The sequence below is a fragment of the Sorangium sp. So ce726 genome, from assembly GCF_051521405.1.
Classification (GTDB): domain Bacteria; phylum Myxococcota_A; class Polyangia; order Polyangiales; family Polyangiaceae; genus Sorangium.
In genome coordinates this window covers 13441032-13465842 of sequence record NZ_CP150349.1, presented here as the reverse complement: position 1 = coordinate 13465842, position 24811 = coordinate 13441032, and the positions used below count along the sequence as shown (strand labels likewise).

At 70.1% G+C, this 24811-nt stretch carries 21 protein-coding genes; 18 read left to right on the top strand and 3 right to left on the bottom strand.

Annotation, left to right across the window (positions count from 1 at the left end; genetic code table 11):
• Nucleotides 1–51: 51 nt before the first annotated feature.
• The gene (locus tag WME79_RS50270; protein WP_437530595.1) at nt 52–987 is read right to left on the bottom strand and encodes a hypothetical protein; all 936 of its coding nucleotides are present in this window, start codon (nt 985–987) and stop codon (nt 52–54) included.
• A gap of 670 nt (nt 988–1657) precedes the next feature.
• On the opposite strand from WME79_RS50270, the gene WME79_RS50265 reads away from it, so the two are divergent.
• From WME79_RS50265 to WME79_RS50180, 18 genes are all read left to right on the top strand, one after another.
• The gene (locus WME79_RS50265; protein ID WP_437530593.1) at nt 1658–2155 is read left to right on the top strand and encodes a type VI secretion protein; all 498 of its coding nucleotides are present in this window, start codon (nt 1658–1660) and stop codon (nt 2153–2155) included.
• Nucleotides 2156–2234: 79 nt separating this feature from the next.
• Nucleotides 2235–3578: a type VI secretion system baseplate subunit TssK gene (gene tssK / locus WME79_RS50260; RefSeq protein WP_437530590.1), complete on the top strand. Its 1344-nt coding sequence runs from the start codon at nt 2235–2237 to the stop codon at nt 3576–3578.
• Nucleotides 3575–4375 carry a DotU family type IV/VI secretion system protein gene (locus WME79_RS50255; protein WP_437530588.1) on the top strand — a complete coding sequence of 267 codons (801 nt, stop codon included), beginning with the start codon at nt 3575–3577 and terminating at the stop codon, nt 4373–4375. The genes tssK and WME79_RS50255 overlap by 4 nt, the downstream gene beginning before the upstream one ends.
• Complete coding sequence (locus WME79_RS50250) at nt 4372–8379, top strand: type VI secretion system protein (protein WP_437530585.1); 4008 nt, start codon at nt 4372–4374, stop codon at nt 8377–8379. The genes WME79_RS50255 and WME79_RS50250 overlap by 4 nt, the downstream gene beginning before the upstream one ends.
• A 28-nt stretch (nt 8380–8407) precedes the next feature.
• The gene (gene tssA, locus WME79_RS50245) at nt 8408–9460 is read left to right on the top strand and encodes a type VI secretion system protein TssA (RefSeq protein ID WP_437530582.1); all 1053 of its coding nucleotides are present in this window, start codon (nt 8408–8410) and stop codon (nt 9458–9460) included.
• A 134-nt stretch (nt 9461–9594) separates the two neighbouring features.
• Nucleotides 9595–10101, top strand: coding sequence for a type VI secretion system contractile sheath small subunit (tssB, locus tag WME79_RS50240; RefSeq protein ID WP_437530579.1), 507 nt, complete (start codon nt 9595–9597; stop codon nt 10099–10101).
• A gap of 32 nt (nt 10102–10133) precedes the next feature.
• Nucleotides 10134–11621, top strand: coding sequence for a type VI secretion system contractile sheath large subunit (gene tssC, locus WME79_RS50235; protein ID WP_437530576.1), 1488 nt, complete (start codon nt 10134–10136; stop codon nt 11619–11621).
• Between the two features lie 129 nt (nt 11622–11750).
• Nucleotides 11751–12239: an Hcp family type VI secretion system effector gene (locus WME79_RS50230; protein WP_437530573.1), complete on the top strand. Its 489-nt coding sequence runs from the start codon at nt 11751–11753 to the stop codon at nt 12237–12239.
• 54 nt (nt 12240–12293) lie between these two features.
• Nucleotides 12294–12755 carry a type VI secretion system baseplate subunit TssE gene (tssE, locus tag WME79_RS50225; RefSeq protein ID WP_437530570.1) on the top strand — a complete coding sequence of 154 codons (462 nt, stop codon included), beginning with the start codon at nt 12294–12296 and terminating at the stop codon, nt 12753–12755.
• On the top strand, nt 12752–14554 hold the full coding sequence (tssF, locus tag WME79_RS50220) for a type VI secretion system baseplate subunit TssF (protein ID WP_437530567.1): 1803 nt from the start codon (nt 12752–12754) through the stop codon (nt 14552–14554). Before tssE ends, tssF begins: the two co-directional genes overlap by 4 nt.
• Nucleotides 14518–15621, top strand: coding sequence for a type VI secretion system baseplate subunit TssG (gene tssG, locus WME79_RS50215; RefSeq protein WP_437530565.1), 1104 nt, complete (start codon nt 14518–14520; stop codon nt 15619–15621). Before tssF ends, tssG begins: the two co-directional genes overlap by 37 nt.
• Nucleotides 15618–16154 carry a DNA/RNA non-specific endonuclease gene (locus tag WME79_RS50210; RefSeq protein ID WP_437530562.1) on the top strand — a complete coding sequence of 179 codons (537 nt, stop codon included), beginning with the start codon at nt 15618–15620 and terminating at the stop codon, nt 16152–16154. Before tssG ends, WME79_RS50210 begins: the two co-directional genes overlap by 4 nt.
• Before the next feature lie 15 nt (nt 16155–16169).
• The gene (locus tag WME79_RS50205; RefSeq protein ID WP_437530559.1) at nt 16170–17201 is read left to right on the top strand and encodes a DUF2169 family type VI secretion system accessory protein; all 1032 of its coding nucleotides are present in this window, start codon (nt 16170–16172) and stop codon (nt 17199–17201) included.
• On the top strand, nt 17201–18277 hold the full coding sequence (locus WME79_RS50200) for a beta-ketoacyl synthase N-terminal-like domain-containing protein (protein ID WP_437530556.1): 1077 nt from the start codon (nt 17201–17203) through the stop codon (nt 18275–18277). Before WME79_RS50205 ends, WME79_RS50200 begins: the two co-directional genes overlap by 1 nt.
• Before the next feature lie 40 nt (nt 18278–18317).
• The gene (locus tag WME79_RS50195) at nt 18318–18701 is read left to right on the top strand and encodes a DUF4150 domain-containing protein (protein ID WP_437530553.1); all 384 of its coding nucleotides are present in this window, start codon (nt 18318–18320) and stop codon (nt 18699–18701) included.
• A gap of 38 nt (nt 18702–18739) precedes the next feature.
• On the top strand, nt 18740–19462 hold the full coding sequence (locus WME79_RS50190) for an AHH domain-containing protein (RefSeq protein ID WP_437530551.1): 723 nt from the start codon (nt 18740–18742) through the stop codon (nt 19460–19462).
• Nucleotides 19463–19468: 6 nt separating this feature from the next.
• Entirely contained in the window at nt 19469–20038 is a 570-nt protein-coding gene (locus WME79_RS50185) for an imm11 family protein (protein WP_437530548.1), read from the top strand.
• Nucleotides 20039–20351: 313 nt separating this feature from the next.
• Nucleotides 20352–21191: a hypothetical protein gene (locus WME79_RS50180; RefSeq protein WP_437530546.1), complete on the top strand. Its 840-nt coding sequence runs from the start codon at nt 20352–20354 to the stop codon at nt 21189–21191.
• 211 nt (nt 21192–21402) lie between these two features.
• On the opposite strand, the gene WME79_RS50175 is transcribed toward WME79_RS50180, so the two are convergent.
• The gene (locus tag WME79_RS50175; protein WP_437530543.1) at nt 21403–22644 is read right to left on the bottom strand and encodes a TIGR02270 family protein; all 1242 of its coding nucleotides are present in this window, start codon (nt 22642–22644) and stop codon (nt 21403–21405) included.
• A 43-nt stretch (nt 22645–22687) separates the two neighbouring features.
• On the bottom strand, nt 22688–24646 hold the full coding sequence (locus tag WME79_RS50170; protein ID WP_437530540.1) for a type VI secretion system Vgr family protein: 1959 nt from the start codon (nt 24644–24646) through the stop codon (nt 22688–22690).
• Nucleotides 24647–24811: the final 165 nt, after the last annotated feature.

Genomic DNA, 24811 nt, shown 5'->3' with positions numbered 1-24811 from the left:
CCACGCGGCGCCGTGCCCCACCCGCGCTCGCTCCCCACCCAGACCCGCGCATCACCATACCCACCTCACCCCGGCGACAGCCTCGCGCGCACTGCCCCCTGCCCATAGCTCCGGGTCCGCCGCGGCCCCCAGGCGACGCCGTGGTACCTGACCCACGCGTGCAGGCTCCGGCTCCGTCAGAAGCAACACCACCGCCACCCCGAGCGCGCCCAGGCCGACCCCGAAGCTTGCGGTGCTTATAGGACTCGCGACCGCCGCCGTCTGGATCGCTTCCTCCCCCGTCTTGTTGCAGAAGCTATCGCGGCAGTTCTCCGCGATGGTCTCCTTCTGGCTCAACGTCACCCAGCCTGCGATGGATCCGGCAACGACCCCTGCCAATCCCACGCCCCCCGCGATGTACATGCCGAGCCGGCGTCCTGACATCCCGTCGTCGATGGATGGAGGGAGCAACACCGGCACAGGCTCGATCGGCCGGCTATAACGCACCGTCTTCGCCTCATCCCCGGGCTGCGCCACCGTCAGCTCGATCGTCTGGCGCTCTTTCCGGTTCACGAAGAACCGCCTGTCCCGCGGCGGCCCCCCGGGCGGCTCGGTCCTCACCCACTGCTCTCCCGGATCGACCGGCACCGGGACCCCGAGCACCACCGGCACCGCGTCCGGGCTCGCCTTCGACGACCGCGTCACCCTCGTCCCCTTCGGCGCCGTCTCCGGAAGTCGGAACGTCACCCGGGGGATGTCGGCGTCGAGCCGCTCCCGTCGCTCCAGCGCGAGCTTCTGCCGCGCCGCCTCGTCCTGCTGCTCCGGAGGGGACAGGCGCTCGATCGCGTCGAGGTATTCATCGTAGTGCAGCGCCGCGGTAGCGATGCGCCCCGCCCGCTCCTCGCACTCGGCAAGATGAAACAGCGTCCGCGGCCGCTTCTCTAGCCGATAGCTCTTGCGAAGCAGAGGACACGCCGCGTCGTGACGACCGGCCTGAAGGTCTGCCATCCCTTTCTCGAAGAGCTGGTCGGGCTCACTCGCGCCGGCGGGCGCGGTCGACGCCAGCAGCGCGCCCCCCAGCAGGACCGCGGCGGCTCGGATGCCAGACCGGCGACGGAGAGAGCAACGAGATGAAGAAAGGATACGGGCGGACCCTGCGCGGATCGAAGCGGACATCTCGGGTGCTCCATCAAGGTGGCCAGAAGGTCATGGCGCCCCCGCACCCGTCCTGCGCGGCCGGCATCTCTTCCACAACCAGGCCCCCTGTGCATCCTACTTGGGGTCTCTGGCGCGGGCCAACGGAATAGTGCGCGGTCACACGAGTACACGGTGCGGTCACGAAATCCGCCGCCGCCCGCTCGTGGACGGCGAGACCGAGCCCGTCTCCTCTCTTGCGAGCCCCTCCGAGGTCTTCCGCTCCTAAAGACCCCGGCCACGCCGCACCCGCCCTGCACGCCTGAACATCTCGACAAGAAGAGGCCTTTCGTGTCTCGGACTGGGCGCCAGTGTCCCTGAAGCATTCCGCGCGCGCAGTACCGAGCCAGCCGGCTCCGTGTCGTTTACGTGGCTCTGATGACTCATCACAGCAATCGTACAAGCACCGCCCCCACATCGGCCGCGCCGCCGGACTCTGCAGTTTTTTTCCATGCGCCGCGCGCCCACAGTTACCATCGCTTCCATGCCGTACCCGACCGGCGTCCGGGGGTGCCGGATATCGCTCCGCCGCACCCTCGGGGCCCTGCTGGCGGCCTGCGCGCTCGTGGGTTGCGGGGGCGGGATGATCGCTACCCGCCTGCTTCTCGAGGTCCGCATCGCCGCTCTGGCGAACCAGAACTCTCCGATCCCTGTCACGCTCCTGGCTGTCTATGACGCGAAACTGTTCGAGCGCCTTGCCGAGATGTCGGCGAAGCAGTGGTACGAGCAAAGGGATCAGCTCCGGCGTGATTTCCCAGGCGGTGACGCGTTCACGGAGTGGGAATGGGAGTTCGTGCCAGGGTACACGCCGCCTCCCGTCGTGGTGGAGATCCCCCGAAACGCGAAGCCGCTCGTGTTCGCCAATTACCGCGCGCCCGGGCCCCACCGCATCCGCCTCGGTCCCCACCAGCGGCTCCGGATCGAGCTGCGCGACGAGGACTTCTCCGTGACGACCCTCGAAGCCCTGGAGCAAAACCGATGATCGCGGGCAAGCTCCCGACGCGCCGCGCCACGGGCAGCCCCGCTGCCGGACAGCCCCGCCTGGCGAGGAGAGCTCGGGCATGAGGCGCGCCGCGGAAGTGCCCGCCGCCGTCCAGTGGCACGACGGCATGCTGCTCTCGCCGCAGCACTTCCAGGAGGCCGCACGGCGCTCGGAGCGGCTCCTCGATTACCACCTCGGGCAACTCCACCCGTTCCATTACGGGGTCCATCACCTCGAGATCGACGCTGGGCTGCTCGCGAGCGGCACGCTGCGCCTCCTCGAGGTCGAGGCCGTGCTCCCCGATCACCTCGTCGTCCATCATACCCCGCGCGATCCCGAGCTCCAGGTCGACCTCAAGCCTCACGCCGCCGAGCTCACGTCAGGCCCCCTCACCGCGTATCTCGCCGTTCCCAAGGAGCACCTCGGCGGCGCCGCGACCGGAGGCGATCTCGCTCGCTATCGCTCGATCGAAGGAGCGCCGGTCCCGGACGACAACACGGGAGAGGAGCCGCTCCCGATTCCGCGCCTCGTCCCGGTGGCGCGCCTGCTCGTCGCAGCGGCGCCGCCGGCCCGCTTCGTGTGCCTGCCCATCGCGGAGCTGCGGCGCGAAGGCGAGGCGTTCGTGCGCACCGACTACCTGCCGCCGAGCATGTCCGTCCCCCTCACCTCCCCGCTCGGCACGATGTGCGGCCAGATCGCCGCGCGGCTGCGAGAAAAGGCGCTGCGACTCGCCGACAGGATCAGCGCGCACTCCCGCAGCAAGGAGCGCGACGTGCTCGAGGAGCTGCGCCGGCAAATCCACGCGCTCGTCACCGCCTTGCCGCCCTTCGAGGTCGTGCTCGGCACGGGGAGGTCTCATCCCTATGCCCTCTACCTCGCCCTCTCCGCCCTCGTCGGCCACCTCTCCGCCCTCGCCCGCATGCCGGTCCCACCCGTGCTGCCCGCCTACCAGCACGACGATCTGCGGACCACCTTCAGCACCGCGCGCGATCACATCTTCCGCCTCGTCGACGAGGGCATCCTGGAGTCGTTCACGGCGCACCCGTTCGACTTCGGCGAGGGGCGCTATCTCGTGGAGTTCCAGCGGCGCTTCGCCGGGCGGCCCGTGCTCATCGCCGCGCGCGGCCGCCGCGGAGCGCCGGAGAAGGACGTCGTGAGCTGGATCGAGGGCTCGCTCATTGGCTCGGCGCGCCGCGCGCGCGAGATGCAGCAGAGCCGCGTGCTCGGCGCCGGACGCAAGCGCGTCGATCGCCACGGCGATCTGATCGCGCCCGCAGGGACCGTGCTCTTCGAGCTCGAGCCGTCGAGCCCCTACTTCGATCTCGGCGAGCCGCTCCTCATCTTCAACACGGGAGATCCCTCCGCCGCCGCCGGGCCTGCAGAGCTCGTCCTCTACGTGAAAGCGACCGACGAGCGAGCATGACGGCAGGATCTGCAGCCACCGTGGCGACGCCGCGACAGGAGGCCCTGGCTCCTCTCCACGGAAGCCCCGTGCAGACGCTCGCGGGGAGCACGCTGCTGCTCGACGCATTCCACGCCTTTTATGCCGAGGTCGCGCGGCAGCGACAGCTCGTCACCCTCGCCCACGGAGGGCTCGCGCCAGGCATCGAGACGGTGCGGCAGCGCCTCGTCGACTTCCTGGAGACCCAGGCGGTCTTGCTCGGCCGCAAGCTCACCAAGCACGAGCTCCGGGCCTATGACGACGCCCAGTACGTGATGGCCGCCATGGCCGATGAGGTCCTCCTCCAGGCCGAGTGGGACGGGCGGTACGCATGGGCGGAGCGCCCGCTGGAGGCGCACATCTTTCACACCTACGTCTCCGGCGAGCGCATCTTCCGCAAGCTCGACGACGTGCTCGCCGGGCACGACGCGGCCCCCTCCGCGCTCCTGCTCGTCTACCTCGCCGCCCTCGCGCTCGGCTTCCAGGGCAAATACCGCGCGCTCGGCCTGCGCGACAGGCCCGAGCGGTACCGGCAGGAGCTGGCGCTCCACCTCCAGCGCGTCGATCCCACCCTGGGCACGGGGCTCACCGAGCTCTGCCCCCAGGCCCACGCGCACACCCTGGGGGGCTCGTCGCGGAGCCGGCTGCCGTCGCTGCGCAACGGCACCCTGCCGCTCGCCATCGTCGCGCTCTGCCTGATCGCCGCCGCACAGATCGTCTGGTCGTACCGCGTCGCTGACGTCGTCGAAACGCTCGACGGGATCGAGGGCGCGCCGTGAGGTGGCCTCTCGCGATCGCCCTCGCGCTGCTCGCCGCCGCGCTCGTCGGGCTGGCGCTCTTCCTCCGCGCGCGGCGCAAGCGCCGCGCAGCCAGCGCCGCGCCGGCCGACGATCTCGATCACGAGATGGCGCGGCTCTTCGCCGCCGCGCGCGCCGCGCTCAGGGCGTCGCCCGACGAGGTCCCGTGCTTCCTCGTGCTCGGCGCCACCGGCGCCGGCAAATCCACGCTGCTCGCCGGCGCCGGGCTCACGCCGCGCCCCGGGACGACCGCGCGCGCGCTGGGCGACCCATCGACCTGCCAGGTGTGGCTCTCCGAGCGGGCGATGTTCGTGGAGCCGGCCGGGCGGCTCCTCGCGAGCGAGCCGCAGGGCGGCGGAGCGCCGCGCGCGTCCGGCTTCCGCGCCGTCCTCGAGGCGATGCGGAACACGCGATCCGAGCGGCCCGTCGACGGGATCCTCCTTGCGCTGTCCGCCCGCGACTTGCTCGACAGCGACGGCGCGGCGCCGGCCCAGCGAAAGGAGGCCTCCCTCCTGCGCCAGCGGCTCGACGAGGCGCAGCAGCACCTCGGGATGCAGGTCCCCGTCCACCTCGCGATCACGCAGAGCGACCGGCTCGCCGGGTTCGACCGCTTCGCGCAGGAGCTCGACGCCGATCTCCGCCAGGCGACGTTCGGCTGGGCGCAGCCGGGCGCCGCCTGGGTCGAGAGCGGCGCCGGCCTCGTCGATGAGGCGCTCGGCAGCGTCGGCGCGGCGCTCTCCGTGATGCAGGCGCGCCGCCTCGCGGCGGACCGGCCGTTCGCGACGGGCGTCGAGGCGTACTTCCTCTTTCCTGACGCGCTCCTCGCGCTGCGCGAGCCCCTGAAGCGGTCGCTGGAGGACCTCCTCCGGCCGAACGATGGCGGTGAGCCCGTCGCCGTCCGGAGCCTGTCCTGGATCGGCCTGGAACCGCCAGCGCAGCCCGAGACCGCGCAGCCCGAGCCGCCGCCGGAGAGGCCGGCCGGGCAACGGGTGCTCTTCGCGCGGGATCTCCTCGAGAGGAAGGTGATCGCCGAGGCCTGCCTGGCGCGCCCGACCCGCCTCACGCTGCAGCGCCGGCAGCGCGTCGTGCGGGCGCTGAGGATCGCCACCGTCGCGCTCGCGCTCCTCTACAGCATCTTCCTCGGCCTCGAGAGCAACCGCCTGGAGCGCCACGCCGCGTCGCTGCTCCCCTTCCTGAGCGACCTGGCAGCGAGCCTGCGCCATATGAAGCTCGAGGACCCCAGCGCCGACCCCTCGGGCGCGGTGCGCGCGGAGCGCTCCGTCCGCCTGCTCCAGGGGCTGAGCGCGATCGAGAGCACGCGGCTCCGCTCCACGCTCGTACCCGGATCGTGGCTGAGCGGCATCGACGCGCGGATCGAGCAGGCGATCGCGAGCGCCTACGAGCGGGTGATCCTCGACGCCTTCCGCGTCGGCCTCCACGCGAAGACGAGCCCGCTGTTCGGGGAGCCCCCCGCGCTGCCCCCCGCGGGCGCGGAGATCGCCGCGGCGACGCTGGAGCGCACGCCGGAGTACGTCGCGCTCGAGGCCTGGCTGCGTGAGGTTGCCGCGTTCGAGGGGCAGGTGGCCCGCTTCGAGGCGCTCGTGGCCGGACCGCCGAAGGAGCCCACGACCGAGGCCGGCGAGGCGCGCGTCCAGAGCGTGGCCGATCTGGCCGAATCCGTCCTGCAGCACCGGCTCCCGCCCGCGCGCACGACGGCCTACCAGCGGCGCGCGCTCCTCGCCGTCCCGCCCCTCGCGCCCTTCGGCCTCGACGCGTACCGCGATCCGGCGCGCGCCCGGTCTGATCGCCTCTTCACCCAGCTCTACCAGCGCATCTCGCGGACGCTCGACGAGGCCGCGCTGCGCGCTGACGTCGACGCGCTCGTCCGGGGGCTGGCGGAGCTCGAGCGCGGCGGCCCCGAGTACCGGACCGGGAGCCTCGTCGCCTTGCGCGACGCGATCTCGCGCACGGAGGCGCGGCTCGCCGCCCCCACCCTCTCCTGGGTCGCGGCCGACAAGCTCCCGCCGAACGCAGCGCTCGATCGCCTGCTCGCGGCGGTGCGCACGTCGAAGCTGCTCGGCGATCCGGCCTACGGCCTGGTGAAAGACGACGGCGAGGGGCGGCTCTTGCTCCTGAAGAGCTACCTGGGGGGCGCGGAGACCGCGCTCTCCGGGCCGCTGCTCGTGCGCAAGGAGGGCGTGGTGCAGCTCCAGCTCTCGCCCTTCGTCGCCGCCCTCAAGGAGCCTTCGGCCGCGCTCCTCCGCCAGCGCTTCATGGCGCCCGTCGACATCGTGGATCCGCTGCCGGCGACCCTCGACGACGCGCGCCTGAGCTGGAACGTCGAGGAGCTCAAGGAGGGCGTGAAGCGCCTCAAGGAGTACGAGGCGTTCGCGCAGGAGGAGGGGCTCAAGGGGTTCCCGGAGCGGGTGCGGGGCACGCTCGGGGAGCTCGCCCTGCGCAACCTGCGGGACAACGTCCTCGCCGCGGTCGGCAAGGCCGCGCGCCGGGAGATGGCCCCCCCTCCGAGCGAGTCGCGCCGCGTCGAGACGGTGCGCGCCGATGTCGCCAGCCTCGCGCTCGCGAGCGAGCCGCTCCGGGAGATCCTGGCGGCCGCGGGGCGCCTCGGCCTGGAGGAGGTGCGCGATCGCGTCCGCGCGCTCGCGCGCGGCCAGGGCGCGTACCTGCTCACCCTCGCCAGCCGGACGCTCGAGGCGGACGGGCTCTACGAGGTCAAGAACGGGACGTTCCTCTGGTGGAGCGGCGAGCGCAGCCCCGCGTTCGAGGCGTTCGGCCTCGCCGACGGCGACGGGGCGCAGCTCGCGGAGTACGCGGTCGCGCAGCGGGGCCGGGCCGACGCCTTGACCCGTGCGCTCGCCGAGCCCGTCCTCGGCTTGCTGGAGAGCGCCGAGGTCGCGGCCGACGCCCAGTCGGTCAGCGGCATGGCGCCGTGGCAACGCGTCGTCGGGGCGCTCCGCGATTACGAGGGGAAGAAGGCCGGCAACAGCGTCGCCGCCCTGGAGCGCTTCCTCCTCAACGACCTGCCCACGATCACGTTCGAGAACTGCATCGCGCAGATCGAGCGCGTGCCGGTCGACGTGCGCTCCGACGACTACTTCGCCAGGCGGCGCCGGCGCATCCTCGTCCTGCTCCGCGATCGGTGCGCCACGCTCGCCGAAGAGGACATCCGCACGAAATACCCGAGCCTGCGGCGCGCGTTCCACCGCTCGCTCGCGGACCGCTTCCCCTTCGCGCGGCTCGAGCCGGGCGTCGAACGGGAGGACGCGAACCCCGACGACGTCCGGCTCTTCCTTCAGAACGCCAGCGACTTCCGGAAGCGCTTCCGGCCCGTGCTGTCGCTGCGCGGCGGAGCCGCCGCCCGCGACGTCGTGCGCTTCCTCGACCGCATCGAGAAGGTGCGCGAGTTCCTCGCGCCGATGTGGGCGCAGGGGGACGCGACGATGGACGGCTCCTTCGACGTCACGACCGCCTTCCGCGTCAACCAGGCGCGCGAGGTGGCAGGCAACCAGATCGCCGAGTGGAGCCTGCGGATCGCCGAGGAGCGGCTGTTCCTGGGCGGGCCGAAGCCGACCGCCACATGGCGGCTCGGCGACCCGGTCCAGCTCACGCTCCGGTGGGCGAAGAACAGCCCCGACATCCCCTCGGCCGAGCAGAACGCCGGCGCGGCCGCGAAGGAGCGGACAGCGACCTTCGAGGCGAGCGGCCCCTGGGCGCTCCTCCGGCTCATCGCGATGCACACGCACTCCATGGAGGAGGCGGAGCTGAAGAAGGAGGACGCCGCCGCCAACATCCTCCAGCTCGTCGTGTTCACGATCCCCGATCCCGCCGGCGGCTGGCTGGAGCGGGCCGGTACGACCGGCGGCGTGGCCCGGGTGTTCGTGCGGCTCGGCCTGATCGGCAAGGAGAAGGACAAGCAGCTCAAGTACCCGGATTTCCCGACGACCGCTCCGGTGCTTGGCAGCGAGTAGCGCGGCGGCAGCGACGAACGAGGCACGCATGGCAGAAGGCACCATCGCAATCGACATCGAGCGCCTCCTCGCGCCCATCTCGCAGGCCGCGCCCGCCGGGGCGCCGCTGCGCTACGAGGGCACCTACGATCGCGTCCGCGAGGCCCGGCGCGAGGACGATCCGACGCTGCCGCAGGGCGTGTGGGCGACGCGCCTCAAGACGGCGGACTGGAAGCTCGTGGCCGAGCTCTGCGCCGAGGCGCTCGCGCGGCGCTCCAAGGACCTGCAGATCGCCGTCTGGCTCACGGACGCGTGGGCGCAGATCGGCGGGATCGGCGCGGCGGCGCCGGGGCTCCGGCTGATCGCGGGGCTCTGCGATCGCTACTGGGACGCGATGTTCCCGGCGCTCGACGACGACGGCCTCGAGGCGCGCGGCGACCTCGTCGGTTGGCTGGACGAGGCGCTCGCGCGGCGGCTCCGGATGCTGCCCCTGCTCGAAGGCAGCGACGACCGCCCCCCCTGCACGCTCGCCGACTGGGAGAGCGGCCGGGTGGACGGCGGCGGCCCGGCCGAGGGCGCGCGTTCGGCCGAGCCCCTCGCGGCGCGGCTCTCCCTCGTCGATCGCTCGCGATGGACAGCGCTCCAGCGCGACGCGCGCGCCGCCCTGTCCGCGGCCGAGTCGCTGGAGCGGAGCCTCGCGGCGAGGATGGACCGCCCCCCGGTCCTCCACCGGACCCGCGGCGCGCTGCGCCTGCTCGGCGCCGCGACGGCGTCCGCTCTCGGCGAGCCCGCCAATGACGCGCCGGCGCCCGCCGCCGGAGAGCCCCCCGCGCAGGGCGCGGAGGACCCGGCGCCCGCGCGGGGTCCGGCCGCGGCGATCCAGAGCCGGGTGGAGGCGTATCGCCGGCTCAACGAGGCAGCCGACTACCTCCTTCGCACGGAGCCGCACAGCCCCGTCCCGTACCTCGTGAAGCGCGCGATCTCCTGGGGGAACATGTCGCTCGCGGAGCTGCTCGGCGAGTTCGTGTCGAGCGCCGACGACCTCGTCGCGATCTACCGACTGCTCGGCATGCGCGGGCGGGAGGAGGGCGACGCCGGATGATCCCATGAAACCGCCGGCGCCGGCCCGATCCGCCGATCGGTCCCCGGCCCGGCCGCGCGAGGGTGGATTGGCCCCGGGGAGAGCGTCCGCGCGAGATGCACGCTCGACCGAGGCCGCGGGAGAAAGGAACGACCATGGCAGAGAGCAAGCAACAATGGCTGAGCAGGAACCGCCCGCCTCGGGTGCAGATCACCTACGACGTCGAGACCGGCGGCGCGATCGAGAAGAAGGAGATCCCGTTCGTCGTCGGCATCATGACGGACCTGTCGGGTACCTCCGAGGCGCCGCGGCCGAAGCTCAAGGACCGCAAGTTCGTGGAGATCGATCGCGACAACTTCAATGAGGTGCTCGCCGCGGTGGCGCCCGAGGCCACGTGCCTCGTCGACAACAAGCTCACGGACGAGGGCGGCAAGCTGAAGGTCAGCCTCTCCTTCAAGAGCATGGATGACTTCCGGCCCGAGCAGCTCGTGGAGCAGGTCGAGCCGCTGCGCGCGCTGCTCCGCGCGCGGGAGCGGCTGAACGATCTGCTCGCGAAGCTCGAGGGCAACGACGATCTGAGCGGGATGCTCAAGCGGGTCGTCGAGGACACGAAGAAGCTCGAGACGCTCAAGCAGGAGCTCGAGAAGGGCCGGGACGGCTGAGCCGAGATCTTAGGACGGGAAGGGAGAGAGCCATGGCGGAAGAGAGCACCCAAGCGGTCGGCTCGGCGGCGGCAGCGCCGGCCGAGGAGATGAGCCTTATCGACCAGATCCTCGCGCAGGGGATGGTCCGCGGCGCGGCGGAGCCGCAACGAAAGCACGCGCGCGATCTCATCGATGAGTTCGTGAACCAGGTCCTCGATGAGAAGGTGAAGGTCGGGAGCGACACGGTGGCGGCCATCGAGGCGCGCATCGCCGAGATCGACGCGCGCATCAGCGCGCAGCTCGACGCCATCCTGCACCACAAGGAGTTCCAGAAGGTGGAGGCGCGCTGGCGGGGGCTGAACTACCTCGTCATGAACACCGAGACCTCGACGCGGCTGAAGCTGCGCGTGCTCAACGTGAAGAAGGACGAGCTGCGCAAGGACTTCGAGGCCGCGGCGGACTTCGACCGGAGCGCGGTCTTCAAGAAGGTCTACGAGGAGGAGTACGGCACCTTCGGGGGCGCGCCGTACGGCATGCTCGTCGGCGACTACGAGTTCGACGGCACGAACCCCGACGTCTCCCTCCTCACGGAGCTCTCCAAGGTGGCGGCCGCGGCGCACGCGCCGTTCATCGCGGCGGCGTCGCCCGAGCTCTTCGACATGCCGAGCTTCACCCAGATCGGCGTGCCCGGCGACCTCGCGAAGGTCTTCGAGAGCACGCAGCTCATCAAGTGGCGCGAGTTCCGCGAGACGGAGGACTCGCGTTATGTCGGGCTGGTCCTACCGCACGTCCTCATGCGCCTGCCGTACGGGCCGAAGGGCGTCCCGGTCGAGGGGTTCAATTACGAGGAGCAGGTGGGCGAGGGTGATGGGAACTTCCTCTGGGGGAACGCGGCGTACGCGCTCACGCAGCGGATCACCAACGCCTTCGCGCTCTACGGCTGGTGCGCTGCGATCCGCGGCGTCGAGGGCGGCGGCCTCGTCGAGAACCTCCCGCTGCACACCTTCAAGACGAGCGAGGGGGATATCGTCGCCAAGATCCCGACCGAGGTCGCCATCACCGACCGACGCGAGAACGAGCTGTCGGAGCTCGGCTTCATCGGGCTCTGCTACAAGAAGGGGAGCGCGCAGGCGGCCTTCTTCGGCGGCAGCACCACGAACAAGCCGAAGGCGTACAACCTGCCGCAGGCGAACGCGAACGCCCGGCTGAGCGCGCAGCTCCCCTACATCCTCGCGGCGTCCCGGTTCGCGCACTACGTCAAGGTGCTCATGCGCGACAAGATCGGGAGCTTCAGCTCGCAGGAAGGCGTCTCCAACTACCTCAACAACTGGATCGCCGACTACGTGCTCCTCAACGACAGCGCCGGCCAGGAGACCAAGGCGCGGCTGCCGCTGCGCGAGGCGCGCGTCGACGTCTCCGAGGTCCCCGGCAAGCCCGGCGCGTACCGCGCGGTGGTGTTCCTCAAACCGCACTTCCAGCTGAACGAGCTCACGGTATCGATGCGGCTCGTCGCGGAGCTGCCGCCGCCGGTGGGATGACGAGGAACAGCGCGCGCCGCGTGATCGCGTAACCTCGTATGTAGAAGATGGCCGCGCTCGCGGCGGCGCCTCGCAGAGGGGCCCGACCGCGCGCGGGCTGCGCAATCGTGGATAGAGGAGGGATGAACCATGCAGAACGTCTTCTGGGAAATCGATGGCATCAAGGGAGAGAGCACGTCGGATCAGGGCAAGGACATGATCGAGCTCCTGTCCTTCAGTCACGGCGTGTCCATGCCGCTCACGGCCGGGCCCTCGAACACGAGCCGCGCGAGCGGCCGCTGCGTTCACAACGACTTCACGGTCACCAAGTACCTCGATCTCGCCACGCCGACGCTTGACCTCAAGTGCTGCGGCGGCGAGGACATCAAATCGATGAAGGTGCACCTCTGGAAGGCCGACGCGGCCGGCAAGCCGCACAAGTACATGATGTACACCTTCGAGAGCTGCATCATCACCTCCGTCTCGGTGACGGGCGGCTCGGATCAGCCGATCGAGACCATCACCTTCAGCTACAAGAAGATCTCCTGGGACTACGCGCAGCAGAAGCAGGAGTCGCCGGGCGGGGCCAAGGGGAAGAGCTCGGCGTCGTTCAGCCTCGAAGAGAACAAGGGCAAGTGATCGCGCGGGGCCTGCCGCGCGCCGCCGCGCCGGCCTCGCGGACAGGAGCGCGGGATGGAAGAGAGCTGGGGAGCAGCGGATGCGGGGCGCGTGCCCCTCTTCGATCGGCTGGTCGACGACACCCCGTCGCAGCGGAGCGAGGCGCGGCCGAAGCGCAGCCATGACCTCGACGCGCTGCGCGCCTCGGTGCACCGCGAGCTCGAGCGGCTGCTCGGCACGCGGTGCCCCGTCCCCGGGGACGTGGCCCTCTCGCGCCAGCGCACCGTGATCGACTACGGCCTGCCCGACCTGGAGCTCGGCGGCCGCGACGTCGTCAAGGAAGACCGGTTCCGCGTCGCGCGGCTCGTCCAGCAGACGATCGAGGCGTACGAGCCCCGCCTCGCGCGGGTCGAGGTCGAGCTGCTCCCTCCCGCGGACGGCGACGCGCGGTACCGCGTCGCCGTCCGCGCGCTGCTCGCCACCGAGCGGGTCCGCGAGCCGCTCAGCTTCACCCTGCCGCTGCCGGAGGTCGGGTGACGACGACCGACCACGACGCGGAGCTGCTCGATCTCTACGCCCGCGAGCTCGCCTACCTGCGAGAGCGCGGCGCCGAGTTCGCCGCGGCGTACCCCAAGATCGCCGCGCGCCTCGGCCTGGAGGGGCGCCACTCCGCGGACCCGCACGTCGAGCGCCTCCTCGAGTCGTTCGCGTTCCTGACGGCGCGCCTCCAGCGCCGCCTCGACAGCGATCTCCCCGAGCTCACCACGTCGCTGCTCGGCGTCCTCTATCCGCCGCTGCTCTCGCCCATCCCGTCGATGGCGATCGCGGCGTTCGAGGTGAGCCCCAGGGACAGCAAGCTCACCTCGGGCCACGTGATCGAGCGGGGCACGCCGCTCTTCGCCGAGGCGCACGGGGGCCCGACCTGCCGTTTCCGGACGTGCGCTCCGGTCACGCTCTGGCCGATCGAGATCGAGGCCGCCGGCTTCGGCGCGCCCGAGGCGCTGGATTTGCCGCCGGGCTCCGGCGGCGTGATGGCGGCGCTCCGCATCCGGCTGCGGAGCGGCGGCCCTCCGCTGCGCGCGCTCGGGGTGCGGCGGCTGCGCTTCTTCCTGAGCGGCGGCGGCCTGAGCGGCTATCGCCTGTACGAGCTTCTCTTCGGCCACACGCTGCGCGTCCTCTGCGCCGGCGAGGGCGGCGGCCGGGATCTCGCCGAGGCGCGGCTCCACCCGGTCGGCTTCGGGCCCGACGAGGAGGCGCTCCCCTACCCCGTGCACGCGTCCGCCGGGCACCGGCTGGTCCAGGAGTACTTCGCCTTTCCCGAGAAGTTTCTCTTCTTCGACGTCGAGCTCACGCACCTCCCCGAGGGCACGGCGTGCAGCCTGCTGTTCCTGCTCGACCAGCGCCCGCCCGCGAGCCTCGTGGTGCGGGCCGACACCTTCCGGCTCGGCTGCGCGCCGATCATCAACCTGTTCTCCCGCACGACAGAGCCGATCCGGGTCGATCACCGCTTTCCGGAGTATCGCCTGGTCGCGGACGCGCGCCGCGAGCGCACGACCGAGATCCACTCGATTCACAAGGTCACGGCGACGGCGCCGGGCGAGGCGGAGCAGGTGGAGTACGCGCCGTTCTTCTCCTTCACGCACCACGCCGAGGGCGCGGGCCCGCGGGCGTTCTGGCAGGCCCGCCGCGTCGCGACGTCGCGTGAGGACGTGCCCGGCACGGACGTGACGCTGTCGTTCGTCGATCTCGACCTCTCGCCTCGGCGGCCCCCATCCCGGGTCGTGTACGCCTCGGTGCTGTGCACCAACCGCGACCTCCCCGAGGAGCTGTCTGCCGGCGTGTCGCTGTCCCTCGAGCGTGGGGCCGCCATGGGCCGAATCACCTGCCTCACCAAGCCGACCCCGCAGCGCGATCCTCCGCTCGGCGGACAGGCGCTCTGGCGGCTCGTCTCGAACTTATCGCAGAATCACCTCTCGATCTCGGGGCCAGGCGGCATGGACGCGCTGAAGGAGATCCTGCGCGTCTATCTCTTCGCGTCGATCCCCGAGGCGGAGCGCCAGATCCAGGGCATCGTCGGCGTGTCGGCGCGCACCGTGACGCGGCGGCTCGGCGCGGACGCGTGGCGCGGGTTCTGCCGCGGGACCGAGGTGACGCTGACGCTCGACGAGGAGCAGTTCGTCGGCTCGAGCCCGCTCTTGTTCGCAGAGGTGCTGAGCCGGTATCTCTCGCTGCACGCGCACATCAACTCGTTCACGGAGCTCGTGCTGAGGAGCACGGGACGCGCGGAGGTCTGGAAGCGATGGCAACCGATGGCAGGCGCGAAGGCGCTCCTCTAGAGGACTGGCTCTTCGCCGAGAGCCGCCGCTTCGACTTCTTCCAGGCCGTGGCGCTGCTCGAGGCGCGGGCGGAGGGCTGCCGGAGCGTGGGCGAGAGCTCCGAGCCCGCGGCCGAGGCCGTGCGGCTGCGCGGCGCGATCGACCTCGCGTTCCCCGAGACGGACGTGGCCGGGATCGAGCGCCCCGCGCGCGAGGGGGAGCCGCCGGTGCTGACCGCGAGCTTCATGAGCCTCGCGGGCGCGCTCGGGCCGCTGCCGCCGCCGTTCGCGGAGCTCGTGTACCAGCGCGCGGCGCGGCGCGACTTCGCGTTGCGCGATTTCCTGGACATCTTCAACCACCGCCTGCTCTCGCTGGTCTACCGCATCCGCAAGCGGCACCGGATCGGGCTCGGCGTGGCGTCTCCAGAGCAGGACGACGCCGCGCGGTACCTCTATGCGTTGATCGGCCTCGGGTTGCCGTCGCTGCGCGGGAGGTTACCGGTGAGCGACCGCGCGCTGCTGGAGCCGGCGGCGCTGGTGGCGCGGGAGCTGCGGCCGATGGGGGGCCTCACGGCGCTGCTGCGGCACCACCTGCGGGTGCCGATCGAGGCGGCGCCGCTGACGGGGGCGTACCACCCCATCGAGGAGAGCGATCGGACCGCGATCGGGCCCTCGGGGCGCAACCGGGGGCTCGGGCGAGGGGCGATCCTGGGGCGGCGAGCGTGGGACCAGGAGGCGGGGTTCGAGCTCGTCGTGGGGCCGCTGTCGCTCCGGGATTATGTGCGTTGCTTGCCTGGAGGGGACCTGCTCGAGCCGCTGTGCGCGCTGACGCGGTTCTATGCGGGCGAGGTGCTGAGCTTCACGGTGCTCCTGCGGCTGCGCGCCGAGGAGGCGCCGGCTGCGCGCCTCGGGAAGCGGCACGGGGCGCGCCTCGGGACGACGGCGTGCCTCGGCGGGGGGGCGAGGAGGCGGGAGCCGATCGAGAAGCGGCTGCGGGGGGCTGCGCTGGCGCAAGCGTGCGACGTCAACGGTGTGGACTCCCAGGCACGCGGAGCGGCAGCAGCGCGCGCTGCAGTGGGGGATTCATGAGCGGACACGTTCGATGGATTCGGCTCCATGGAATCGATGGGAACCATGTGTTCCGGGCCCAAGTTGAGCGTCTTGGGCCGAGACAGGCCAGAACGCTCTCTATCGAGGGCACGATCCGGAACCTGGCTGAATCCTACAGAGGTCCTCGCGGAGTCCCCGAGCGCACCGCCTTCGACCACCGGGGTCACCTCATCGCGCGAAGATTTGGCGGCCCGAACCGCCGCGCCAACCTTGTGGCAATGCATGGGCTCATCAACATGAGCGGCGGCCCTTGGTACAAAATGGAGGGGGAGGTCGCTGCGTTCATTGGCGATCGACCCGGCCAGATGCGCATCACCGTGCAGTACGTGGGACAGCAGCTCCGGCCTGTGGCCTTCCACGTGGAGGCCACCGACGCTCGGTCGATGCGGCGATTCTGGAGAATTCACAACGCAAACCCTTATTTGCACGCGCCGGGCGACCCGCGCGCACGGCGCCGAGAAGAGCAGGACGCCGAGGAAGTCGCGGAAGATGCTGCGAGGGGAGACGGGTAGAAGGACGTTACCTCGGTGCTTCAGCTCAAGAACACCACACCTCTCAAGGCGAACATCGCGCTCTTCCCGGACGCTCGCGGGGTGGACACGCTCTACGTCGCGGTCCGAGCGACCTTCGCGCTCCGCGGCGGGGCGCTGCGCATCGCCGAGGTGCAGGAGCCGCTGAAGCTCGCGGACGAGTACTGGGGCGAGCCCGGGCAGACCAGCCTGAAGCACGCCGCGGATCTCCACCTCGGCAGGCCGGCGACCGACGTGGTGCTGCTCGGCGAGGCGTGGGCGCCGCGCGGGCGCCCGGCGCCTTCGGTCGATGTGTCGCTCGCCGTCGGTCCGGTCGCCAAGGTGATCCGCGTCTTCGGCGATCGGGAATGGCGCGGCCCGCTCGATCTTCGCATCTCTCCGCCGGTCCCGTTCGAGCGGTTACCGCTCGTCTACGAGCGCGCCTTCGGCGGCGTGCTGAAGCACGATCCCGAGAAGGGTCCGCTGGAGATCGATCAGCGCAACCCGGTAGGCATCGGCTTCGGCTTGCGGAGCGGGCCGCCCGAGAAGGCCGTGCGGCGGCTGCCCAACCTGGAGGACCCGGCGCACCTCATCTCGGGCACGCGCGACCGCCCGCCGCCCGCGGGCTTCGGCTTCGTCGCGCCCTCGTGGGAGCCCCGCAAGCGGTATGCAGGAACCTACGACGAGGCGTGGCAGGAGACGCGGGCACCGTACCTGCCGAAGGACTTCGACGCGCGCTTCTTCAACGCGGCCTCGCCGGGCCTCGTCTGCCCGAGCCACCTGCGCGGCGGCGAATTGGTCAAGGTGCAGAACGCCTCGCCAGATCCCTGGGACTTGCGGCTACCGCTCTGCGAGCTCGACGTGAAGGTCACGATCGATCGCGACGTGGAGCGGCCGCCCATGCGGCTCCAGACGGTGGCGCTCGAGCCTTGCGAGGGGCGGCTCGGGATCGTGTGGCTGGGCGCGGTGGGCTGCGACAAGCGAGCGCTCAAGGTGAAGCTGGTAGAGATCGACGCGAAGCGGATCGAGCTGAGCGGACGGAGGTCGTGATGGCGGCGCGGGGCGCGGACATCCTGCGGATCGGCATGGTGAGCTCTGTCGGCCTGAGCGCCGAGGTGACGAACGCGGCGGTCCGGGCGGGGATCGATCGGTTCCAGGAGAGCTCGGTCCTGGATCGCCGGCGTACCCCGCTTGTGATGGCCCTCGTGGCAACGCCCGATCTGCCGCCCCTCGCGCCAGTGCTCGCCGAGACCGTCCCCACGATGACGGCACGGCAGCGGCGGATGCTGCGGCTCGCCGGCCTCGCGCTACATGGCTGCCTCGGCGAGGCGCGCGGGCCCAGGGCCGGCATGCCACTCCTCCTGGGAGTGCCCGAGGGCATCCCGAGCGGGATCCCGGCGCCCGCCGGCCCGCGCTTTCTGAAGCACCTCTCCCAGCAGGCCGGGTGCCCCCTGGATATCGAGCAGAGCCGTGTCTTCGCGGCTGGCCGCGCGGCCGCGCTTGCGGCGCTGGAGGAGGCGCTCGCCGGGCTGGCGTCGCGGCGTTACGATGAGGTGCTCGTCGGCGGTGTGGACAGCTGCCTGGACCTGCAGTGGCTCGGCGCCCTCGATCAAGAGGACCGGCTGCGAGCCTATGGCGTGCACGACGGATTCACCCCGGGCGAGGGTGCGGCGTTCCTCTGGCTCGCGCGGGCTGGAGCCGGGGCGCAGCGCGGGGCGCCGGCGCTGGCCCGCATCGATGCGGCGGCTACGGCCGAGGAGCCGGGGCACCGCTATGCAAAGGACACCGCGTACCTGGGCGATGGCCTGGACGCAGCGTTCAAGCGCCTCTTCTCCCGGTCGGCTCCTGCCGCGCTCATCCCCACGATCTATGCGGGTCTGAACGGCGAGAGCTTTCCGGCCAAGGAGTGGGGCGTCGCCTACACGCGACAGAAGAAGCGGATCCTGGCGGATTTCACCATCGAGCACCCGGCGGACTGCCTCGGCGACACCGGGGCGGCGCTCGGGGCGATGCTGGTCGCCCTCGCCGGAATGGCGATCCACGACGGGTACAGGAAGGGCCCATGTCTGGTATGGTGCTCTTCGGACCTGGCGACGCGAGGCGCGGCGCTCGTGAGCGGCGCGTAGAGACCTATCGGACAAGAAGTCGTGGCGAGGAGGTAGAGGGATGTCGTCGAGCGTGTTCGCGAACATGCGGGGCGTGGTGCACAAAGGCAGCGGCGGGATGAACATCGTTTTCCCTGACGTCTGCAAGACGCCAGTGCCGCCCGCGGGGCCCGTCCCGATCCCCTACCCTAACATCGGCCAGGCGTCGGATACGTCGGACGGGCCTCAGAAGGTGAAGTGCGACGGCAAGATGCCGATGGTCAAGGGGGCGAAGTACACGAAATCGAGCGGAGATGAGCCCGGCAGCGCCGGCGGCGTCGCGAGCGGCGTCAACCGGAGCGAGTGCGAGTTCATGATGTACTCCTTTGACGTCAAGTTTGAGGGCAAAAACGTCTGCCGCATGGGTGACCCGCTGTTTCACAACAAGAAGAACATGATGGGCTAAGCTCGGAGCAATGCCAAATGCCGCATCTACTCGATGGCATGACCACACCGGACGTCAGCACTCCGAACAACGCCGAGACCCAGCGTTGTGAATGGTCGAAGTGCGCGGGGCTGCACACGTCGAAGATCACCTACCCGAAGGGTGGCAACGTCGAGCGGAGCGGGAACGCCCTCCGCACGGCGCTGCTCGACGCGAAGTTGCACCCCTGGCACGACGGCGGCTACGGCGTCCCGAGCAAGCCGATCTACCTCGACAATGGCGGCAAGATCACGGTCCGCGTCGAGTACCGCAGCGACGGCCTCATGTACGCGCTCGACGCGCATCACCTGATCCCGATCGATCAGATGAACGGCACTTCCACGCTCAAGGACAACGCAGTTCTCGCCGGCTGGGACATCAACGACACTTCGAACGGAATGTGTCTGCCGTCGTACGACACAGACGTGGCCATCCATGAGCTCCAGCTCCATAGCGGCAGTCATGCACCGGATTACACAATGTTGATCGAGGAGCGGCTCGCACACATCGAAGAGCTGTATGAGACGGCTTGCGGCGGCAAGGAGTCGGCGGAGTTCAGCGAGAATCTGACGCGTTCCCTCATGGCGCTGTCGGCCCACGCCCGGCGGAAGCTCCTGGCAATCAGGAAGTACGCGCGAGGAGCAGACTTCCTGCCGCTCCACAACAACTCGCTCGAGGTCTTCATACGCTCGGTCCAGCAGTACAACGACCGGCGCACACGCTACCTAGAACAGGACAGGTGAGAGCCGATGCACTACGTACTCTCCTTCCGCTCGCACGACAGGTCGTGCATCCCCATGCTGCCTCGACCCGAGATCCCCGGTCACCCGGCGCTCCGATTCAACGCCGGCGCCAGGATCGACGAGCGGCTCCCAGTCGTCGAGCTCCGGCAAGGCGCCGATCACCAGGGTTCGATCCCTGACTACGTGCCCACGGCGCTCGCCGGCATGGTCGTTTCGTCCCGCTTCCGGCACACTCTCGAGGCGGCGGGCGTGGACAACATCGACTATCACGACGCGCGGATCCTTAACACGGTGACCGGCGCCGCCCTCGACAACTACTACGTCGCCAACATCGTTGGGCGGGTCGCCTGTCTGGATCGAGAGAACTCCGTCGTCGAGCCAGCTCCCGGAATCCCCGACGCCATCCTGGAGATTTACGAGATGGTCCTGGACTATAACCGCATTGGCGATCTGCGCATGTTCCGGCTCCACGAACTCCCATTTATAGTCATCGTCGACCAGGGAGTGAAAGAGGCGATAGAGCGCGCCCAGATCACCGGCGTGCGCCTCTCGCCAGCCGACGGTTATAGCACGTGAATCACACCCCCGTCTTCGCCGGACAACGTAGAGACCGGCGCAAGTTCGAGGCCAGGCATCCAATCGCGGCCGAGGCGGCTCGCTCAACGGCCTGCGAGCTGAGCTGCACCTCTGCAAGAGTGCAGAATTGGCGCCTACAGGGGACTTCACTTTCTACGAAGAAAGAAATCGGGCCGAGGACATCCATGACGAATCTCCATGCCCGGCTCAAAGCGGGCGGCGAGCATGGAACGACGCAACGCGGGATCTCTGGGCCACTGTTCTGCGGTACCCGAGCCACCACCATTGATAACCTTGTCGGTGGAGCAGCACCATGAGGCGTACGACCTATCTAGGAGGCAGGATCTTAGATCCGGACCTCTATATCTCTCTGAGCAACGCGTCTTTCGAGCTTGCCCGGCAAGGCGCGCTGCCTCTCCAGCTTACTCTTGCCGGGACACGCTACGAGCGCGCCGTGACTCCGGGACCTTGGTACGGGGGACCGCATAGCGTCCTGACGCTCCCGGCCAATGCCAAGACCACGGACGACAACCGCTGGAGCGGGCGGAGCTACGACGGACGGCCTGGAAACGCCGGATTTTATATGGGCCCGTGGAACGCAGTGCGCGCCGAGGTCTGGCACCACGGCGCTCGAAAGGACGACCCATCGATCAGCGATGCGCCGGGCCTCGATCAAAAGGCTTTCAAAGGAAAATTAATATTTGAACTCCGCCTCTTGCAGAGGATAGACCTGGTCGACATCAGAGCGCTTGCGTCCCGGATCGCTCAAGATCAGGACGTGCGACGCTACTTGCAACATCATCCTCGGAACGGCGCGCTTTGGGACTGGGTGCTGGATCCCCACGACTACACGGCCTCTCGCGCTATCGTGAACGGCATCTTCCGCGCCGACGTGGGCTACCGGGGCCTCCAGGTGCCCACGGCCAGGAGCCACCTCGGAGTGAGCGGCGAAAATACCGTACTCATCGACAGCCCATCACAACCGATGACGACGGTCCCCTTGGAGGTGATCAAGGTGTCTCGTCTGTCGGACCCGCCGATCCGTGGCGATAACTTCGTAGGGACCTTCACGGGGGAATATCTCGGGCTTTCGCGCGAGGAGCGGCTCGCAGAGTTCAAGGCGAAGCTGCCGAGGGGAGGCGGACATGTCTAGAACACCGATCGCGTTGTTCAAGCGAGAAATGAGGCGCCATGAGACGCCACAAGCATAAATATACTGGCGTCTTATGGCGCCTTGGCGGTTCGAAATTCTGCGCTTTTCAGGCAGTTTCAACCCGTTTGTTGCTCTAGCATGCGCAGCCCCACGGCGGCTGCAAAGCCCGGCGGCACGCGCTGCGCGCGAGCGACCTGCCCACAGCGATTCGCTACCCCCCGAGCTCCGCCCGCTGCACCTCCCCCCGCGCACGCACCTCGAACACCCCCAGCCGCGGCCTCAAGAAGCACCGCTCGATCGCCGCTGCCGCCCTCGCCGGCTGGCTCCCGCGCCGCAGCACCTCGTTCAGCCCTTCCAGATCGACCCCCCTCCCCCAGAGGTGCCTCTTCCCCGCCGCGAAGTCCCCTCGCCGCCGCGCCCACCACCGCCCCACGGCCGCCGCGTCAGGCCACGGCAGCCCATCGTCCGGATCGGGCCCCACGTCCTCGTCCTCCGGGTCGTCGCTCGGCCCAGCCTCCTCGAGCGCGGGCCCCTCGAGCTCCTCTCTCACCAACTCAACCCCCGTGATCAACGACAGCGCCCCGCCCGCCAGGCGAGCCAGCCTGGGCGCGCTCATCCGCTCGATGAGCCACGGCACGTGCGCCGGATCCCCGAGCGCCCCCACCCCAGCGATCGCCGCCCGCGCCGCCCCCGGCGATTCCCCGAGCCCCCTCAGCCACCGCGCCCCCGCATACGGGCCGAGGCGCCGCAACGCCACGCCCGCGGCCCGCTGCGCGAGCGCTCCCCCGCCCGCAGCGATCTCCAGCAGCACATCCACGCCGCGCTCGTCCCCGAGCAGCGCCGCGGACCACGCCGCCCAGAACCGCACCGCCTCGTCCTCGGCGCCGAGCGCCCGCCGCGCATCGTCGAGCCCCTCCACGTACCCGAGCTCCCCGAGCGCCTTGAGCGCCCGCGCCCGCAGCCCCGCGTCCTCGGCAGAGAGCGCCTCCTTGAGCGTCGGCCCCGGATCCCGCCGCCGCACCGCGCTCGCGGCGATGCCGATGGTCCGGAGCCCCGGCTGCGCCTTCGCGCCGAGCAGCGCTGGCAGCAGGTCCTTCAAGAGCTCCGGCGCCGCCCAGCCGAGCGCCGACGCCACCCCGCGCGCGAGCGCCGGCGCATCGATCCCCCGCGCGATCAACGCCGCGATCGCCACCTGATCCCGCCGCACGAGCGCGAGCGAGAGCGCCGCGAACACCTCGCCCGCCCCCCCTTCCTCGGCCGCGGCCGCGCAGCCGTCCCACGCCGCGCGCCCGCCTCGCTCGAGCAGATCGAGCTGCGCCGCGAGCCGCGCGTCGACCTCCGCCAGGCCCTTCAGGTCGTACCGCGGATCGCGCGCCGCGCTGTCGCGCTGGCTCCACAGGAACCCTGCGTTGTCCACCGCCTGAGCGAAGACCTCATCCTCGGTGATCGACAAGGGCGCTCCTTTCGCGACACGCTCGCCCGCGCCCGGGCGGACGTCAGTTGTTCTTCACCTCGCTGCCCTTGATCGCGACCTTCCCCCCACCCTTCAACGTGAGGTCCGCGCCGGACTCGCCCTTCAGCGCCTGCCCCGCCTTGAGGGTCATCGCCTGCTCGCTCTTGATGGTCACCGACTTGGCCTCGATGACCAGGTTCCCCTTCACCTTGAGGACGTGATTGCCCTTCACCTCCTGGGTGAAGTTGGCCTTGTTCGTGTGGGTCTCGTGCCCCTCGACCGTCAGATCCCGTGTCCCCTTGACCGCGTGCGACTCGTTGCCCTTCGACACGTCGATCGTGCGGTTGCCCTTCCCCACCGTCAGCAGGTCGTCCCCCTTGTCGATCGTCACCGTGCGGCTCTTCTCCACGCTGATGGTCTGGTCTCCACCCACCGCCAGCGTCTGATCGTGGTCGATGGAGATCGCCTGGTCGTGCTTGACGCCGATCGTCCAGTCGTTCTCCACGTCGACCACCATGTCCTTCTGGGCGTGCATGAAGAGCTCCTCGCTGTCCTTCTTGTCCTCGAAGCGGAGCTCGTTGCCCGCGCTGCCCCCCTTCGACGAGCGGGACAGGAGGGTGCTCTTCGTCTGCTCGCCGGGAAGCGCGTAGGGGACCGTCTGGTCCGCGTTGTACACCGACCCGGTGCAGAGCGGCCGGTCGGGATCGCCGCCGAGGAAGCTGACCACGACCTCCTGGCCGACGCGCGGCAAGTACCAGCTCCCCCACCCCTTGCCGGCCCAGGACTGGGCGACGCGGATCCAGCAGGAGCTGTTCTCGTCGCGCTTGCCGTACCGGTCCCAGTGAAACTGCACCTTGATGCGGCCGAATTCGTCAGTCCATATCTCCTCGCCGCTCTTGCCGACGACGACCGCCGTCTGAGCCCCCGCGATGATGGGCCTCGGCGTCACGCGCGCGGGGCGAAAGGGGCTCTGCATGGGCATCGCCTCGAAGGAGTTCTGGTACTCGTCGTTGTCGGCCGAGTGCGTGACGGCGAGGAGCAGGTACTCGCCGTTCACGTCCGAGCGCTCGTGCTGGACGAGCTGGAACGCATGGCCGGCCGTGAACGCGCGGCAGAACGAGCTGCCGACGAGGCGCCGGGCCACGCCCTCCTCCGCCTCGATGCGACGCGTGGCGATCGCGTCGCCGGCGCTCTTGTCGGCGTAGCCGCCAGGATACTCGAAGAGCGCGAGCTTCGCCCCGCCGCCGCTCGCCTGGCTGAGCAGCGACGTGCTGGGCGCCTTGAAATTGTAGTCGGTCGCCGCATACGACCCCGCGACGACCTCTCCGATGAGCTCGCAGACGGTCATCGCGTCCTCATCGCGCGTCGAGTTCTCGGCGGCGCCCACGTAGCGAACGTCGCCGAGATCGGGGCAGCGCGGATTGCCCGCGCTGTCGTCGCCGAGGACGAGGGTGTGCTTTCCGTCCTCGTGCTGGAAATAGTAATAGATGCCCTCCTCCTCCAGCAACCGCGAGACGAACTGAAACGCGGTCTCCTGGTATTGGACACACACCTCGCGAGGAGCGTAGGAGCCGGTCAGCTCGTCCTTGTAATCGGAGAAGCCGAGGTCATCGAAGATCTGCTTCACGATGTCGGGCACCGATCTGTCCTGGAAGATGCGGGAGTCGGTGGTCCTCGTCAGAAACCAGAGCCAGGGGTGGATCTCGGCGCGATAGGCGGTCCTCGGCTGGCCGCCGTCGACATAGACACGGCCGGCCTGACGGAAGCGCGTGACGACACCGTGGATCATGCGCTCGGCGCCGCTGGAGAGGCGGATGACCGCGGTGATGCCCTGGCCGACGATGGCAGAAAAATCGATGGCCCGCTCCTCGGACAGGAGGTCGAGCTCGAACCGGAACAGGCCAGATAGCCGCTCCTCGCCATGGATCCTGACGAGGGCGAGGGCGTCGGGGCCGAGGGGGCTATGGAGGGCGAGGATCGTCTTCGCCTGGGAGTAGGGCATCGCGCATCCTCTTGGTTCAGGGCCGGCGGTCGGGCCGAGACTACCACAGGGGGCCCGCGGAGCCGCAGCGCGGCGACAGGCCCAGAGGCCATTGGCGCCCAGCGAGCGGTGTGCGACAAGGACATCGCTGCCCTCGAGAGGTGGCGCTGATTCTCTTCGCTGGCG

Bases quoted from the DNA above. Each gene is read 5' to 3' on its own strand.
- WME79_RS50185 (WP_437530548.1), top strand. From the start codon at position 19,469: ATGCACTACGTACTCTCCTTCCGCTCGCACGACAGGTCGTGCATCCCC.
- WME79_RS50255 (WP_437530588.1), top strand. From the start codon at position 3,575: ATGACGGCAGGATCTGCAGCCACCGTGGCGACGCCGCGACAGGAGGCC.
- tssC (WP_437530576.1), top strand. From the start codon at position 10,134: ATGGCGGAAGAGAGCACCCAAGCGGTCGGCTCGGCGGCGGCAGCGCCG.
- WME79_RS50190 (WP_437530551.1), top strand. From the start codon at position 18,740: ATGACCACACCGGACGTCAGCACTCCGAACAACGCCGAGACCCAGCGT.
- tssB (WP_437530579.1), top strand. From the start codon at position 9,595: ATGGCAGAGAGCAAGCAACAATGGCTGAGCAGGAACCGCCCGCCTCGG.
- WME79_RS50200 (WP_437530556.1), top strand. From the start codon at position 17,201: ATGGCGGCGCGGGGCGCGGACATCCTGCGGATCGGCATGGTGAGCTCT.
- WME79_RS50195 (WP_437530553.1), top strand. From the start codon at position 18,318: ATGTCGTCGAGCGTGTTCGCGAACATGCGGGGCGTGGTGCACAAAGGC.
- WME79_RS50210 (WP_437530562.1), top strand. From the start codon at position 15,618: ATGAGCGGACACGTTCGATGGATTCGGCTCCATGGAATCGATGGGAAC.
- WME79_RS50265 (WP_437530593.1), top strand. From the start codon at position 1,658: ATGCCGTACCCGACCGGCGTCCGGGGGTGCCGGATATCGCTCCGCCGC.
- tssE (WP_437530570.1), top strand. From the start codon at position 12,294: ATGGAAGAGAGCTGGGGAGCAGCGGATGCGGGGCGCGTGCCCCTCTTC.
- tssG (WP_437530565.1), top strand. From the start codon at position 14,518: ATGGCAACCGATGGCAGGCGCGAAGGCGCTCCTCTAGAGGACTGGCTC.
- WME79_RS50180 (WP_437530546.1), top strand. From the start codon at position 20,352: ATGAGGCGTACGACCTATCTAGGAGGCAGGATCTTAGATCCGGACCTC.
- WME79_RS50170 (WP_437530540.1), bottom strand. From the start codon at position 24,646: ATGCCCTACTCCCAGGCGAAGACGATCCTCGCCCTCCATAGCCCCCTC.
- tssK (WP_437530590.1), top strand. From the start codon at position 2,235: ATGAGGCGCGCCGCGGAAGTGCCCGCCGCCGTCCAGTGGCACGACGGC.
- WME79_RS50230 (WP_437530573.1), top strand. From the start codon at position 11,751: ATGCAGAACGTCTTCTGGGAAATCGATGGCATCAAGGGAGAGAGCACG.
- tssA (WP_437530582.1), top strand. From the start codon at position 8,408: ATGGCAGAAGGCACCATCGCAATCGACATCGAGCGCCTCCTCGCGCCC.
- WME79_RS50270 (WP_437530595.1), bottom strand. From the start codon at position 987: ATGGCAGACCTTCAGGCCGGTCGTCACGACGCGGCGTGTCCTCTGCTT.